The organism is Haloactinospora alba, from assembly GCF_006717075.1.
Taxonomy (GTDB): domain Bacteria; phylum Actinomycetota; class Actinomycetes; order Streptosporangiales; family Streptosporangiaceae; genus Haloactinospora; species Haloactinospora alba.
Genome location: NZ_VFQC01000003.1, coordinates 82502 through 95781, shown reverse-complemented (window position 1 = coordinate 95781; position 13280 = coordinate 82502). Strand labels below are relative to the sequence as shown.

Annotated in this window: 12 protein-coding genes and 1 pseudogene; 1 reads left to right on the top strand and 12 read right to left on the bottom strand. The window is 69.6% G+C overall.

Going from position 1 to position 13280, the window contains the following annotated elements; genetic code table 11:
- Nucleotides 1-12: 12 nt before the first annotated feature.
- The 7 genes from FHX37_RS20935 to FHX37_RS20910 form a co-directional block, all read right to left on the bottom strand.
- Nucleotides 13-1269 carry a Mur ligase family protein gene (locus tag FHX37_RS20935; protein ID WP_141926008.1) on the bottom strand — a complete coding sequence of 419 codons (1257 nt, stop codon included), beginning with the start codon at nt 1267-1269 and terminating at the stop codon, nt 13-15.
- Nucleotides 1270-1644: 375 nt separating this feature from the next.
- Complete coding sequence (locus FHX37_RS20930) at nt 1645-1953, bottom strand: DUF1416 domain-containing protein (protein WP_141926007.1); 309 nt, start codon at nt 1951-1953, stop codon at nt 1645-1647.
- Complete coding sequence (locus FHX37_RS20925) at nt 1950-2792, bottom strand: sulfurtransferase (protein ID WP_141926006.1); 843 nt, start codon at nt 2790-2792, stop codon at nt 1950-1952. Before FHX37_RS20925 ends, FHX37_RS20930 begins: the two co-directional genes overlap by 4 nt.
- Nucleotides 2793-3093: 301 nt before the next feature.
- Entirely contained in the window at nt 3094-3183 is a 90-nt protein-coding gene (locus FHX37_RS24180; protein WP_394344527.1) for a putative leader peptide, read from the bottom strand.
- Nucleotides 3184-3231: 48 nt separating this feature from the next.
- Nucleotides 3232-3555 carry a TlpA family protein disulfide reductase gene (locus FHX37_RS20920; protein ID WP_246062483.1) on the bottom strand — a complete coding sequence of 108 codons (324 nt, stop codon included), beginning with the start codon at nt 3553-3555 and terminating at the stop codon, nt 3232-3234.
- Nucleotides 3556-3626: 71 nt separating this feature from the next.
- Nucleotides 3627-4319 carry an LmeA family phospholipid-binding protein gene (locus FHX37_RS20915; RefSeq protein ID WP_141926004.1) on the bottom strand — a complete coding sequence of 231 codons (693 nt, stop codon included), beginning with the start codon at nt 4317-4319 and terminating at the stop codon, nt 3627-3629.
- A 188-nt stretch (nt 4320-4507) separates the two neighbouring features.
- Nucleotides 4508-5704 (bottom strand): putative quinol monooxygenase, encoded by a 1197-nt coding sequence (locus tag FHX37_RS20910; protein ID WP_141926003.1) that lies wholly within the window; start codon nt 5702-5704, stop codon nt 4508-4510.
- Nucleotides 5705-6016: 312 nt separating this feature from the next.
- Between FHX37_RS20910 and FHX37_RS20905 the strand changes: the two are divergent.
- Nucleotides 6017-6805 (top strand): annotated as a pseudogene (locus FHX37_RS20905) (HAD family hydrolase); the annotation flags it as partial.
- Nucleotide 6806: 1 nt separating this feature from the next.
- Here the strand turns inward: FHX37_RS20905 and FHX37_RS20900 are convergent.
- From FHX37_RS20900 to FHX37_RS20880, 5 genes are all read right to left on the bottom strand, one after another.
- The gene (locus FHX37_RS20900; protein ID WP_141926001.1) at nt 6807-7808 is read right to left on the bottom strand and encodes an NAD-dependent epimerase/dehydratase family protein; all 1002 of its coding nucleotides are present in this window, start codon (nt 7806-7808) and stop codon (nt 6807-6809) included.
- 309 nt (nt 7809-8117) lie between these two features.
- The gene (locus FHX37_RS20895; protein WP_141926000.1) at nt 8118-8747 is read right to left on the bottom strand and encodes a histidine phosphatase family protein; all 630 of its coding nucleotides are present in this window, start codon (nt 8745-8747) and stop codon (nt 8118-8120) included.
- A 129-nt stretch (nt 8748-8876) separates the two neighbouring features.
- Nucleotides 8877-10172 (bottom strand): glutamate-1-semialdehyde 2,1-aminomutase, encoded by a 1296-nt coding sequence (gene hemL, locus FHX37_RS20890; protein ID WP_141925999.1) that lies wholly within the window; start codon nt 10170-10172, stop codon nt 8877-8879.
- A gap of 197 nt (nt 10173-10369) precedes the next feature.
- Nucleotides 10370-11002: an ABC transporter ATP-binding protein gene (locus FHX37_RS20885; protein WP_141925998.1), complete on the bottom strand. Its 633-nt coding sequence runs from the start codon at nt 11000-11002 to the stop codon at nt 10370-10372.
- A gap of 11 nt (nt 11003-11013) precedes the next feature.
- Nucleotides 11014-13089: a bacteriocin-associated integral membrane family protein gene (locus FHX37_RS20880; RefSeq protein WP_141925997.1), complete on the bottom strand. Its 2076-nt coding sequence runs from the start codon at nt 13087-13089 to the stop codon at nt 11014-11016.
- Nucleotides 13090-13280 lie beyond the last annotated feature (191 nt).

The window sequence follows — 13280 nt, the reverse complement described above, 5'->3', positions numbered from 1 at the left end:
GGGCTCCCCCTCCTACTGCACACGGCCGTACGACGCGCGGATCTGCTGGAAGGCCGTGTAGTTGGCGATAACGTCGATCTTGCTGAGGTCGGGCCGGTGGGCCGCGAGCTCGTCTATGACGCCGTCGATGCTGTCGGCGACCGTGAACGGGACCCCGTCGGTCTCCAGCCGCAGCGCCAGGTCGGTGCGGCGCTCCCCCATGACGTACACCGTCCGGTCCCGCAGGACCGTGTAGTCCACGTCCCACAGCCAGGAGGTGTCCTTGCCGTCGGGCACCTGGGCGTTGACCGACAGCACCACCGGAACGTCGGGCGGCCCCAGGATCGAGAACGACTCCAGCCACCCCGCCGGGTTCTTCGCCAGCAGCAGCCGCACCTCCACACCGCGGGTGAAGACCGAGGTGTAGCGGCCCGCCACCGAGTGGATCTCGCGCAACCGCGGCAGGGACTGCTTGGGGTGGATGCCGTAGGCGGCGGCCGCGGCCATGGCGACGGCGGCGTTCGACCGGTTGGCGTCACCCGGCAGGTTCAGCTGCATCGGCATGCGCTGCCCGTTGGGCGGGACGACGACGTCGTTCTCGTCGTCCACCGTCCAGGTCGCGTCCGGGCGGCGCATGCCGCACTCGGGGCACTCCCAGTGCGGGTCGGGCTCGCGTTTGAGGTGGCCGCCGCACTCGGGGCAGCACCAGGAGTCCTCCTTCCAGCGCTGCCCGGCGGCGACCCAGGTGGTGTGCCGGGCGCCCAGCCCGGCCCACGCGACGAGCGGGTCATCCGCGTTGGCGACGACGTGCGCCTCGCTCTTGCCCAAGGCGTCGCGCCACTTCTTGGCCATCAGGTTGATCTCGGAGGCGCGGTCCATCTGGTCCCGGCTGAGATTCATCAGCACCACCACGGCCGGGGTGATCGTCCGCAGGATCTGCGGCAGGTACTTCTCGTCGACCTCAAGCACACCGTATCGGGCGTTGGGGCTGTTGCCGAGGGCTGTGATGTGCCCGGTCGGCATGTTCGCGCCCTGGTCGTTGGTCGCGATCTCGCCGAGCTCCCGCAACGCGGACACGATCAGCCGCGTTGTCGTGGTCTTGCCGTTGGTCGCGCTCACCAGGGTCAGTTGGCGGCCGCGGGCCAGTTTGGCGAGCAGCCCCGGTTCGACCTTCAACGCGACCCGCCCGCCGATGACGGAACCGTCACCGCGTCCAGTGGCCCGGGAGAGGGTCGCCGCGCTCTTGCCCAGTACCGACGCCAACTGGGCACGCAGGGGAAGTTCGCTCATTGTTCCAAACTCACATCGCTGCGGAAGAGAGGTACGCACGGCCTTCGGGAGTAGGCGGTACCCAATCAAGCCTATGGCCCGCCACCCCCTGTCCGGACACATCATTCCCGCTTTGGGGAGAAGTCCGCGCGCCGATCCGCGTCGGTGGGTTCCGGGGAACGGGAGCGGCCCCCGGGCACACGGCCGCGGAAACCGCCGTGCGGCCGCGGGTGAGCCGCCCGGACGGGCGCAGGGCGGGTCCGCTGTCGGACTCCGGCGTGTCGCTCCGCGCCCGTCCGCCGAACGGGTCCCAAGCCCCCGGAACGAAGAACGGTCCCGCAGGGGGCGGTGCCACCCCTGCGGGACCGAGCAGGAAAACAGGAGAGAGAAGCGCCCTCAGGCCTCCACCTGGAGGTCGACGACCTTGCCGACCTCGGCCGTGACCTGGTACTCGGCGGAGAACCCGCGGGAGGCGAGGACGCGCACCGTCCACTCCCCGTCCGCGGCGAAGAACCGGAAGGTGCCCTCCTCACCGGTGGCGACCTCGCCCACGAAGTCGCCGGAGGCGTTCAGCAGCCGCGCGTAGGCCCCGCTGAGGGGCGCACCGTCGCGCCGCACGACGCCCTGGATCACCGCCTGCTCGCCCGCGTCCGCGTCAGCGAGGGCAACCCCGCCGGTGGGGGCGCCGCATCCGTTGTCGCTCACTTGGCCTCCCCTACCTCGACCGGCACGCCGACGAGCGAGCCGTACTCGGTCCAGGAACCGTCGTAGTTCTTCACGTTGTCCAGCCCGAGCAGCTCGTGCAGGGCGAACCAGGTGTGCGAGGAGCGCTCGCCGATCCGGCAGTAGGCGATGATGTCCTTGTTGTCCAGGTCAACGCCGGCTTCGCTGTAGAGCTTGCGCAGCTCCTCGTTGGACTTGAACGTCCCGTCCTCGTTGGCCGTCTTGGCCCAGGGGATGTTGCGCGCCGTGGGGATGTGCCCGGGGCGCTGCGAGGTCTCCTGGGGCAGGTGGGCCGGAGCGAGGAGCTTGCCGACGAACTCGTCGGGAGAGCGCACGTCCACCAGGTCCTTCGTCCCGATCGCGTCGACCACCTCGTCGCGGAACGCGCGGATGGAGGTGTCCTGCTCCTGGGCGGTGTAGTCGGTCGCGGGGCGCTCGGGCACCTCCTCGGTCAGCGTCCGGGAGTCCAGTTCCCACTTCTTGCGGCCGCCGTCGAGCAGTTTGACGTCCTGGTGGCCGTACAGCTTGAAGTACCAGTAGGCGTAGGCGGCGAACCAGTTGTTGTTGCCGCCGTACAGGACCACGGTGTCGTCGTTGGAGATGCCGCGCTGCGACAGCAGCCTCTCGAAGCCGGTCTTGTCGATGAAGTCACGGCGGACCGGGTCCTGCAGGTCCTCCTTCCAGTCGATCTTGACGGCGCCGGGGATGTGCCCCTTGTCGTAGGCCGTGGTGTCCTCGTCCACCTCCACGAGAACGACGTTGTCGTCGTTGAGGTGGGCCTCGACCCAGTCGGCGTCCACGAGGGCGTCAGAGCGGCTCATACAGAACCTCCTCGATTCGTTGCATGTCAGCGGTGCGGGCCCGTTCCCGGCCGGGGGCCGGAGGGCCGCGGAACGGCGGTTCGGCGATCGCGGGACCGCTCGCGCCCGTCACGACGGCAGCGCTGGACGCTGGCTGTGGAACCGGGGCGGTCCGCCAGTGCTGGACGGGCAGCGGGGTGCCGCACCCGTTGGGCGAGCTGCATGGCGGGTTTCCAAGCTGCGCGAGCGGGTTCGGACAGCGGCGTAGGGAATGCGTCCGGTTACCGGGTGCGGGCGCGCTGGGGCGCCGCGGCATTCCGCTCTAGCGGGCAGCGAGACAGAGGGCGGTGGCGACGCGGCAGAAATCCACTGCCCGTCGCTTCGTCAGAAGTACCTCTGTCGCGGAAATCACGTTCCCGATAGTACGACGTGGCGGCCCGGATGTCACGGGTGGGCCGTCTCACACCGGGATCGCTTCCCCCAGTGCCGCGATGACGTCGGCCTTGCGGGGTTGGCCGCTCGCGCGGCGCGCCACACCGCCGCCGGCGTCCAGCACCAGCACCGTGGGGGTGCGTCGGATGTCGAGCTTGCGCATCAGCCCCAGGTGGGACTCCGCGTCGACCTCGACGTGGGCGACCCCCTCGACCATGGCACCGACCTCGGCCAGTATCCGGCGGGTGGCACGGCAGGGTTGGCAGAAGGCCGAGGAGAACTGCACCAGAGTGGCCCGTTCCCCGAGGTCGGCTCCGATATCCGTCGATGTCAGAACCGTCGTGTCCGCCATGTCCGTCATCGTCCTTCGCGCTCGGATCGGGGTACGCGCACGTCCACCGTAGGACGTGGGGCGCGGGGCGGCTACTGTCGCCGGTCGCCACCGACGAGCTGGACGTCCGAGCCCTCGGCCTCCACCTCGACCCCGTTGGGCCGGGTGTCGATCCCGGTGACCGTGAGGCCGAACGGAAGCGGCGGGACCGGGAGCGCGGCGGACAGCCGCTCCTCGGCGCTGGAGCCGATGTCGATCGGCGCCTCGCCCACCTCGACGTCCGAGGGGGTGACGCGCAGCGTGTCCTCCTCGACGGAGATCTCGAGGTCGGCCGAGACCGGGATGCTGTAGCCGGACACCGCGAGGTCCCCGCTGATCCGGGGCTGCCCGTCCTCGTTCTCGATGACGATGCCCTCCGGCAACCGCTTCTGCACCTCACTGTAGGGCAGCAGGGCCGTCGCCTCGGCGGTGCCGGCGACCGCCTCCGGTTCGCTCATCAGGGTCCCCAGCGGGGCCTCCACGTCGTTGGCGGTGATGTCCACCCGCTCCATCTGCACCTGCTCGACGGTGAGCGCCCCGGTCACGATGTTGATCTCGGAGTACTCCCCACCGACGGCCTGGGTCAGGAACGGGATACCCGCGATCGTGACCTCGGGTTCGGTGGACATCTCGTACTGCTGACTGACGCGTTTGGCGATCTCGTTCTGCGCGGCGTAGTGCAGCGCACGGTCCGCGACCACGACAACGATCAGTACGAAGACCAGGAGGACGAGGAACTTACGCATCGGGTTTCCAGCACGCTCCCGTTAAGTTGCGACGACCGCCAGGACTGGTTCTCCGGCCCGAGGCGGCACAGCGGACCGACCAAGCTCGGGAACCCGAAAGCAGCGTACTCTACGACGACCACCACGCGGATAACCACCGTGTGACGGTCACCTCGGCTCTCGAGGGCGCCGGAGACGCGAGCCACCACTCAGCGGGGCATGAGGAGCCCGGGCAGGTTCTCGGTGGCCGAACCGCCGGCCAAGGATAGTTCGATCACGTTCGTGGCCACGACACACCCCGAGGTCTGGCGGGCGAACTCCACGACGTGCGGCTGCTGCTCGTGCTCCTCCACCGCCAGCTCGTCCCGGTAGATGGCGTAGGTGATGCGCTGCGAGGGCGCGTTTCCCACGGTGTGGCAGGTGAACAGCAATGTGTCCGCCTCCCGCCGGGCGACCTCCTCGACGAGCTCGTCGGCGTAGTCGTCGAACGTGTCGCCGCGGCCCTCGGCGAGCGTGTAGATCGTGATGATCCCGCGCATCCGCGCGTTCCCGCCGGCGGGAGGCGGAGGCCCGTCGTGGTCCTCCTGCGGTTCGCGGTCCTCCTCGGCGCTTCTCCTGCGGCGTTTACCCCACACGGCGCCCTCCTGCTCGTCGTAGGCTTCGGCGGTCTCGTCCGGGTCGCCACCGGCCGTCTCGGCGTCGTCGGCCGGCGCGCGCCGGCCGCCCCGCCGGCGGGTCCGTCGTTCCCGGGGCGGTCTCAGCGCCAGCGTCACGGCCGTCCACAGGCACGCCGCGGCGGCCAGCAGCAGCAGCTGGTCAAGGATCCCAAGCTGGACCCGGCTGACCAGGACCTCCACGACCGCCGCCGTTCCCGCAAGCCCCAGCACCGTTCCCTGGTGGCGGGCGAACCTCGGCCGCTCCCGCGCCCGCAGCGCCACGGTGGCGCCGCACCCCAGGAACGCCGCCACCACGAAGGTGTGCACCAGGCCGAGCGCGGTGGCCGGGATGAGGTCGTAGTGCTGTGACATCGCCGGGTAGCTGTCACCGTACTGGCCCCGCAACCGGTCGGTGGCCAGGATCACCAGCGGAACCACCGTCAGCGTCGTCACGACCAGTCGGGTGCCGAACCGGATCCGCGGGGAGGCGAGAGCGTACTCGACGGCTCCCCACCCCAGCATCAGCGGCCCCAGTAGACCCACCCCGATCTGGAAGACGCGGAAGGTCAACGGCGAGAAGTCCAACATCACGCCGAAGAAGGCGACGCTCAGGGCCAGGGCGGCACTCGCCGCCGACACCGTCCACACGACCATGTGCACGCACGGGCTCTGGTAACAGCGTGCAACCAGCGCAGCTGTAGCGCTCCACCCCACCAGCGCGCACACGAATGCCAGTACTACCTCGCCCATCCCGACAATGATGCTGCACTGCCAGGACCGAACAGGAACAGGGCACCGGGACGGGCGCGCTGACCTCCCCCGGACTCGCAGCGTTGGCGGGAGAGCGCCCCACACACATGTGAGCTAGCTCACATGGATCACGGCCGTGTTCGTCGGGCGGAAAGGGCGGTTCCCGGAGAACATGGCCGGTACCCACCGCGCCGTCGGAACCGCGGCGACCGGGCGCCGACGGCCCGCACCCGTCACGCAGGGAGTAACCGAACGTATTCGACCGGCAGTACCCCCGAGCGGCCAGCCGCCGGCCGCGCCCCGGCCGCGGAACGCAGCGCGGCCTTCTTCGACATGGACAACACCATGGTACGGGGCGCCTCGCTCTACTACTTCGCGCGCGGGCTGGCCAACCGCGACCTGTTCGGCAGGGGCGACATGCTCCGGTGCGCCCTCGGCCAGGCGATGTTCCGGATCAGCGGCAGGGAACGGCTCCGCCACCTGCACGCGGCCCGCGACACCCTCCTCGCCTTCCTCTCCGGGCACGACACGCGCGAGTTCACCGCCCTGTGCGAGGAGATCTACGACGAGACGGTCTCCGACCGCATCTGGGAGGGGGCGCTTCGGCTGGCGCACGGCCACCTCGCGGCGGGACAGCGCGTCTGGCTCGTGACGGCCGCGCCCGTGGAGTTCGCGACCACCGTCGCGCGGCGTCTGGGATTCACCGGAGCGCTGGGGACCGTCGCCGAGACCGTCGACGGGGTCTACACCGGGCGGCTCGCCGACGACCTGCTGCACGGTCCCGTCAAAGCGCGGCGGGTGCGGGCACTGGCAGCACACGAAGGGCTCGACCTGCGCACCTGCGCGGCCTACAGCGACTCGGCGCACGACCTTCCGATGCTGAACCAGGTGGGCTTCCCCCACGCCGTCAACCCGGACGAGGAACTGCGCTCCCACGCCCGGGCGCGCGGCTGGCCCGTCCACGAGTTCCGCGCGCACCGCGGGAAACTACGGGCGGCGATCCCCGCCGCGGGCGCGCTCGCCGGCGCCCTGGCGGTGGGAGCGCTGCGGAACCGCGCCGGCGGCTCCGACGCGAACGGGCGCCCGCCCGCCGGCATGTGACTCAGTTCCCGCCGGCCGGGCTCCACGCGACCCCGGCCGCCCCCGGTGCGGGCACGGGCAGCGCCCCGGAGGCGCCGCGTTGGGCGAGGAACGCGTCGAAGGCCTCCTGGGAGGTGTAGGTGGGCGTCCACCCCAGGGCCCGCTCCGCCTTGGTGGCGTCCACGGTGTGCTCGCAGCACAGTGAGCGGAGACGCTCCGGCGAGTACGCGGCCCTCGCCCGCCGCGACAGCCCGCCCAACACGCGCAACCCCCGCTCGGGAACGGCGACGCCGGAACGCCCCGCCCTGCGCAGGCACTGGGACAGGGACATCGCCCCGGCCGCGGCGATGTCGAACACACCGGCGCGGTCGCCGAGCGCCGTCCTGCGCACGGCCTCCACCCCGTCGTCCTCGTGGATGAACCGCATGTAGGGGTCGAAGTCCCGCACGGTCGGGACGATCCTGCGGTCGAGGTAGTGCCGCAGCGGTGACTCCACCGACGGGCCGACGACGTTGGCGAACCGCAGCACGGCCACCGAGATGTCCGGGCGGCGGCGGGTCAGCCCCCGCGTGTAGCGCTCCACCCCGGCCGCGCCGTCCGCGCCCGCGGAGTACGGCCGCTCCCCCGCGGCCGCCGTTCCCTCCGGGTCCCGCGGGTGCGGACCGTCAGCGGCGGTGGCGTCGGATCCAACCACCAGCCGGCGCACGCTCTCGGAGCTCTGGCAGGCGGCGAGCACCTGCATCGTGCCGGTGGCGCTGTCCGACGCCCCGGCCGTGCCGGTCGGGGCGTCCGGGGCGGCCAGCCCCAGGTGGACGACCGTGTCCGCGCCGGAGTCGCGGATCAGCCGTCCCACACTGTCGCCGTGCAGCTCGGCGAAGGCGAAGCCGGCACCGCCGAGCGAGTGCTCGGGTCGTTCCCAGTCCACACCGATCACCCGGCTGACGCCCGGTTCGGCCTGGAGCTCGGCGGCGGCCCGCGCCCCCAGGTACTGGGAGACGCCGGTGACGATAAGAACACTGCCCATGGGGACACGCCTCGTTTCGTTGACGGGGGACACGCACGTTCGCAACTCGCGGTCGGACCGGCGGGGTCAGCCGGTGTCGCGAAGCTGCGTGCGTGTCCTCGCCACGAGTCTGCGGTGTCTCTTCTTCGCCATGCGCACACGGCGCATCTCTACCGTGGCTCCCACGGGACCACCTCTCGCGGATGCTGGTACGCGGCGCGGGGGACGCGCCAGAAGCGGACCGGTCGCCCGCCGTCGTGACGGGCGCCACCCGCCGGCCAGGTTACCCCCGGCGCACGGGTGCCGCACCGACCGCGGCCCGGCGCGTGTTCACGCCCCCGCGACGGCCGAACCGGAGCCGTAGAGCTCGGCGGCGGGTTCGCTGTAGCTCACGCTGACCACAGCGTCCCCCTCGAACCGCAGCGAGGTCACGCTGGCGAGGTTGCACTGGCGGCGGTGGTGCCACAGCCGCTTGTTCTCCGCCGCGCGGCGCACCACCCAGATCGGCAGCTGGTGGCTGACGCACACGGCTTCCCTCCCCCGCGCCTGCTGCCGGGCCTCGGTGATCGCCCCGGTCATGCGGGCGACGATGTCCGTGTAGGGCTCGCCCCACGAGGGCCGGAACGGGTTGTACAGCTTGGCCCAGGTCCGCGGTTGGGTGAACGCTCGCGCGCTGACGTTTCTTCCCTGAAAGGAGTTGGCCGCCTCGAGCAGGCGTTCGTCCGTCCGCGCCTGCATCCCGAACCTCCCGGTCAGCGCCTCGGCGGTCTCCTGGGCGCGTTCCAGCGGTGAGGAGTACACGGCGGCGATGTCCCGGCCGTCGAACCACGACGCGGCCAGCTCGGCCATGCGCGTGCCGCGCTTGCTCAGGTGGAAGTCGGGCAGCCGCCCGTACAGCACGCCGGCGGGGTTGTCCACCTCACCGTGCCGGAGGAGATGGACGACAGTGGTCGTGGTCATAACGGGCGAGCCGCCCCCTTCCCATCGCGTGTGTGGAGTGTCACCGCCACGCCGCCGGCGCCGCCCGCCCCGGGGTCGGGCCGGGGCGGTGCGCGGCGCTCGTGGCGGCCAGCGTCCGGCGACCCGGCCCTACTCGCCGGCTTCGGCCGCGGCCCGGGCCGCCTTCGGCAGGGCCGAGACGACCCGGTCGACCGCGGCGTCGTCGTGGGCCGCGGAGAAGAACCACGCCTCGAACGCCGCCGCCGGCGGGTACACACCCTGTTCCAGCAGCGCGTGGAAGAACGCGGCGTAACGCTTGGTGTCCTGCGCGCGGGCATCGTCGAAGTCGGCGACGTCGGCGTCGGTGAAGAACACCGTGAACAGGTTCCCGCCGCGCTGCACGCGGTGCGGCACACCGGCGGCGCTCAGCTCCTGCTCCGCGGCGTCCGCCACCTGCTCGGCGACCCGGTCGATGTGCGCGTAGACCTCGGGGGTGGCGTTGCGCAGGGTCGCCAGTCCGGCGGCGGTCGCCAGCGGGTTCCCGGACAGGGTCCCCCCGTGGTAGACGGGGCCGGCCGGCGACACGAGGTCCATGAGGTCGGCACGCCCGCCGAACGCGGCGGAGGGCAGCCCGCCGCCCATGACCTTGCCGAACGTCACCAGGTCGGGGGCGAGGCCCTCCAGGCCGTACCAACCGCCCGCGCTGACCCGGAAGCCGGTCAGGACCTCGTCCAGCACGAGGAGCGCCCCGTTGGCGTGCGCGGTCTCCTTCAGGCGGGCGTTGAAACCGTCCCGCGGCGGGACGACGCCCATGTTCGCGGGACACGCCTCGGCGATCACGCAGGCGATGTCGTCGCCGTGCTCGGCGAACGCGCGCTGGACCGCCCCGATGTCGTTGTAGGGCAGCACGATCGTGTCCGCCGCCGTACCCGCGGGAACGCCGGGCGAGTCCGGGAGGCCGAACGTCGCCACCCCGGAGCCGGCGGAGGCCAGCAGCCCGTCCACGTGGCCGTGGTAGTTGCCGGCGAACTTGATGACCTTGGTGCGGCCGGTGGCGGCGCGCGCGACCCGGATGGCCGACATGGTGGCCTCGGTGCCGGAGCTGACCAGCCGCACCTTCTCCGCGGGGGTGCGCGCGGTCATCTCCTCGGCGAGCTCCACCTCACCCTCGGTGGGGGCGCCGTAGGAGGTACCGCCCGACACGGCCGCGTGCAGCGCCTCGGTGACCGCGGGGTGGGCGTGGCCCAGCAGCATCGGTCCCCAGGAGCAGACCAGGTCGACGTAGGTGTTGCCGTCGGCGTCGGTCAGGTAGGGGCCCTGCGCCGAACGGATGAACGGCGGGGTCCCGCCCACCGCGCCGAAGGCGCGTACGGCGGAGTTCACCCCGCCCGGGATGACGGAACCGGCTCGGTCGAACAGCTCAACGGAAGTCTGATGTGTACCCACACTCCCAGTGTGTCACTCGCGCGCAGCACACCGGCAACGCGTGTCCCGACCACCACTTCCCTGTCACCCGGGTGGCCCGGCTGTCCGGTAAGCGGGATCCTCGCGATGTGGACTCCGGAGGGTGGTGCCCGCCACGGCCAAGGTGACGGAGGCGGGATCCACACAGTCCCGTCTGGGACCAAGTAGGCGTGGCCGCCTTACACTGCTACAGAGAGGCACTGGGTGTGCACGTCGAACGCGTCGTCACAGCCGTCACGCACGTCTTCCTTGTGCGTAGCGACCACCACCGTGCACCCCTCGTGCGCCATCTGGCGCAGTGTGTCGATGACCATACGCCCGTTGCCCTCATCCAGCGCCCCGGTCGGCTCATCGGCCAGAACCAGGGAGGGCTGCTTGACCATAAGACGGGCCAGCGCGATGCGCTGCTGCTCACCACCGGACATGCGATGCACTTTCTCGCCCCCGCGCCCGGCCAGACCTACCCGTTCCAAGGCGTGGGCTTGGCGCTCGCGGTCGCGCCTAGCCAAATCCAGGTTCTGTCTGACCGTGGCGTTCTCCATCAGGGCGTAGTTCTGGAACAGGTACCCCAGGTGGGCCTTACGGAAGCGGCGCCGTCCCCCTGCGCCCAGGTGGGTCAGACTCTTCTCACCGTGCAGGATGTCACCACTGCTCGGCTTCTCCAACAGCCCGAGGCAGTTGAGCAGAGTGGTCTTGCCCGACCCCGAGGGACCTACCAGGGCGAGCATCCGCCCGGAGGGAAGCGTCAAGTCGACGCCCTGCCACAGGGTGCGCTCACCGAAGGACTTGGTCAGTTGGGCAGTACGGATCACGGGTGGGCTCCTTAAACCTGGGAAGCGCCTTCGCGGACAATACGACGATGGAACAGGACGAGTGCGCCGATAGTGATGAGCAGTGATACCAGAGCTATCCCTCCGGCGTAGAACGGTTCGGCGCCGCTGACGTTCATCGCCTTGGGTGGCGTCGGAGCCGTCGGGTCGTTCGCGGCCGCCAGAGCGTTGAGGGCGTCCCAGGTAGCCCAGCCGGTGAAGGCCACCGCGATAGCCACCTCGATCGTCAGTAGTCTGCGGTGTGTGGACAGAAAACCCCATCCACTGATGTGGCGGGCGAAGATGGCCTGGGCCCGGGTGCGCACGTGGATGATGCACGCGGCCACAGCGGTCAGCACAAGCACGGCCCCAGCACCCACAAGATTGAATGACTCGGTCCGCAGGGTGACTAACGTGTTGGCGTGCTCCTTCAGTGCGCTGGTAGTCAGCGTCTCGACTATGGAAATGTAGCGGGAGACTTTCGGATTCTCGGCACGGAACTCCTCGACCACCCCTGGTGTGGGAAAAACGGTCGCCCGGCTACTCATGTGACTGACGTAGGCGGAGTCGGAAAGCACATCGCCGTTGGGCAGGGCGATAATCACCGGGTCGCGCATGAGCGGCAGGGATCTCGGCCCGTTGTGGCCGCCCGAACCGTAGGTGAACAGTGTCTGGTCATTAGCGGATGGCAGGACGTTCACGTCAAATTCGCGGTCGGATTCGCCGTTCACGCCAAGCCAGTTGTCCGTGAAGCCCTGAACAAGTTCGTCGCTGTGGGCCGAGGCCGACTCCGGGACGATGACCCGGATATCTTCGCCAGCGCCGTAGCGCTCCCCCGATGGGGAGACCACTTCCTGCTCGTCTAGGTAGGTGTCGTTGACGACCAGAATCGGGGCGTCCGGACCGGGTGCACGCTCATTGGAAGGGTTTGCGGACAGCAGTTCGAACGGAGGGACGTCGATGACTAGAACCATGTCTCCGTCGTTGTCGACCTTTCGCAGCCACGGCCCCAGCTCCTGGTCGACCGCATCGGCGTCCGACCAACCGTAGTTGGCGCTCAGGGCAGGACGGGAGGTGTCCCCATACTGCTCGTAGATCTCCAGACCAGCGGCCTGTTCACGCGCATTCTGGGCAGCGGTGACCACACCGGTGGCGATCACCAAGGTCAGCACCAACACCGGCACCCGCACCAGATAGATCGACACGGTAGCGCTACGTACAGGAAGGCGACCCTTGAGCGCGGGAAGGATAGCTGTAGTGTGGACCAAGCCGAGCATGCCGGCGTGCACCAGCAGGCACGGGATCGCGAGGATCCCCAGGAACGTCCCTACCAAGGTCAGGTAGAAACCGATCTGACTCCACCCGTTGTACAGACCGAGGAAGGCCAGAACGGCGACGGCCGCTACCGGCAGGGCCAGGGCATACATCCGGGTAACGCCGGCCAAGTCACGACGCAAGATTTCCGCATAGGGGTGGCCTTGCAGGCGCATGACCGCGTAGCCACGCGAAGCTAACAGGACCCCTGCACCGACAGCGACCGCACTGGTGAGTAGCGCCACGGCCACGAGGTTGAACAGGCGCCCGTCAGCGAAGAAGTGCCGCAGCTGGGTGACCTGTGTTCCCGATGCCTCGTGTAGCCCCTGTTCGGCTAACGCTTCCCGCAGAGCCGACTCGGCCTCCGGCGGACCGAACACGAGATAGTGGCCTTTGGGTCCCACCTCTCCAAAATCACCGATGGGGTGGGTTTCCACGTTGAAGCTCCGGCTGAAGGACGGATAACCCTCCTCCAGCCAGTTGGCGTACCGGGAGTCGGAGTCCGAGACCGCAAGGTACATGTGGGCCCGCGAGGATGGCTCGTGGGTGTCCAGAATGGTGTAGCCAATCGCAGCATCGTACTCGTCGGCAACCTGCTGCACGCTACGCGCAACCTCATCGTTGTCGTGGCCCCCCTCGTCTTGCGTGATCCACACCAGTTCCGAGTCCTCGAGAACATACATGGTCTGCTCAGCGGTAGCCGCGAGCATGAAGGCGATGAGCGTTGCGAAGGCGATACAGGCCGTGTAGGCCAATATGAGAATGCGGTTCGGCACCAAAGGGTCCTGGGAGACGAATAGGAGGCTCGCCAACGATAATCTGTCGACGAGCCCGCTGAATAGAAAAAGATCAACAGGTGTTGCGCCAGTAACTCTGGTTATTTCCCACGACGCAGACCGTAGCTACCTCGAACCAATTCCCAGCCCCGTCTTACCTCGTACGGCAGTCGTTCCCACAGCGGTGAAAC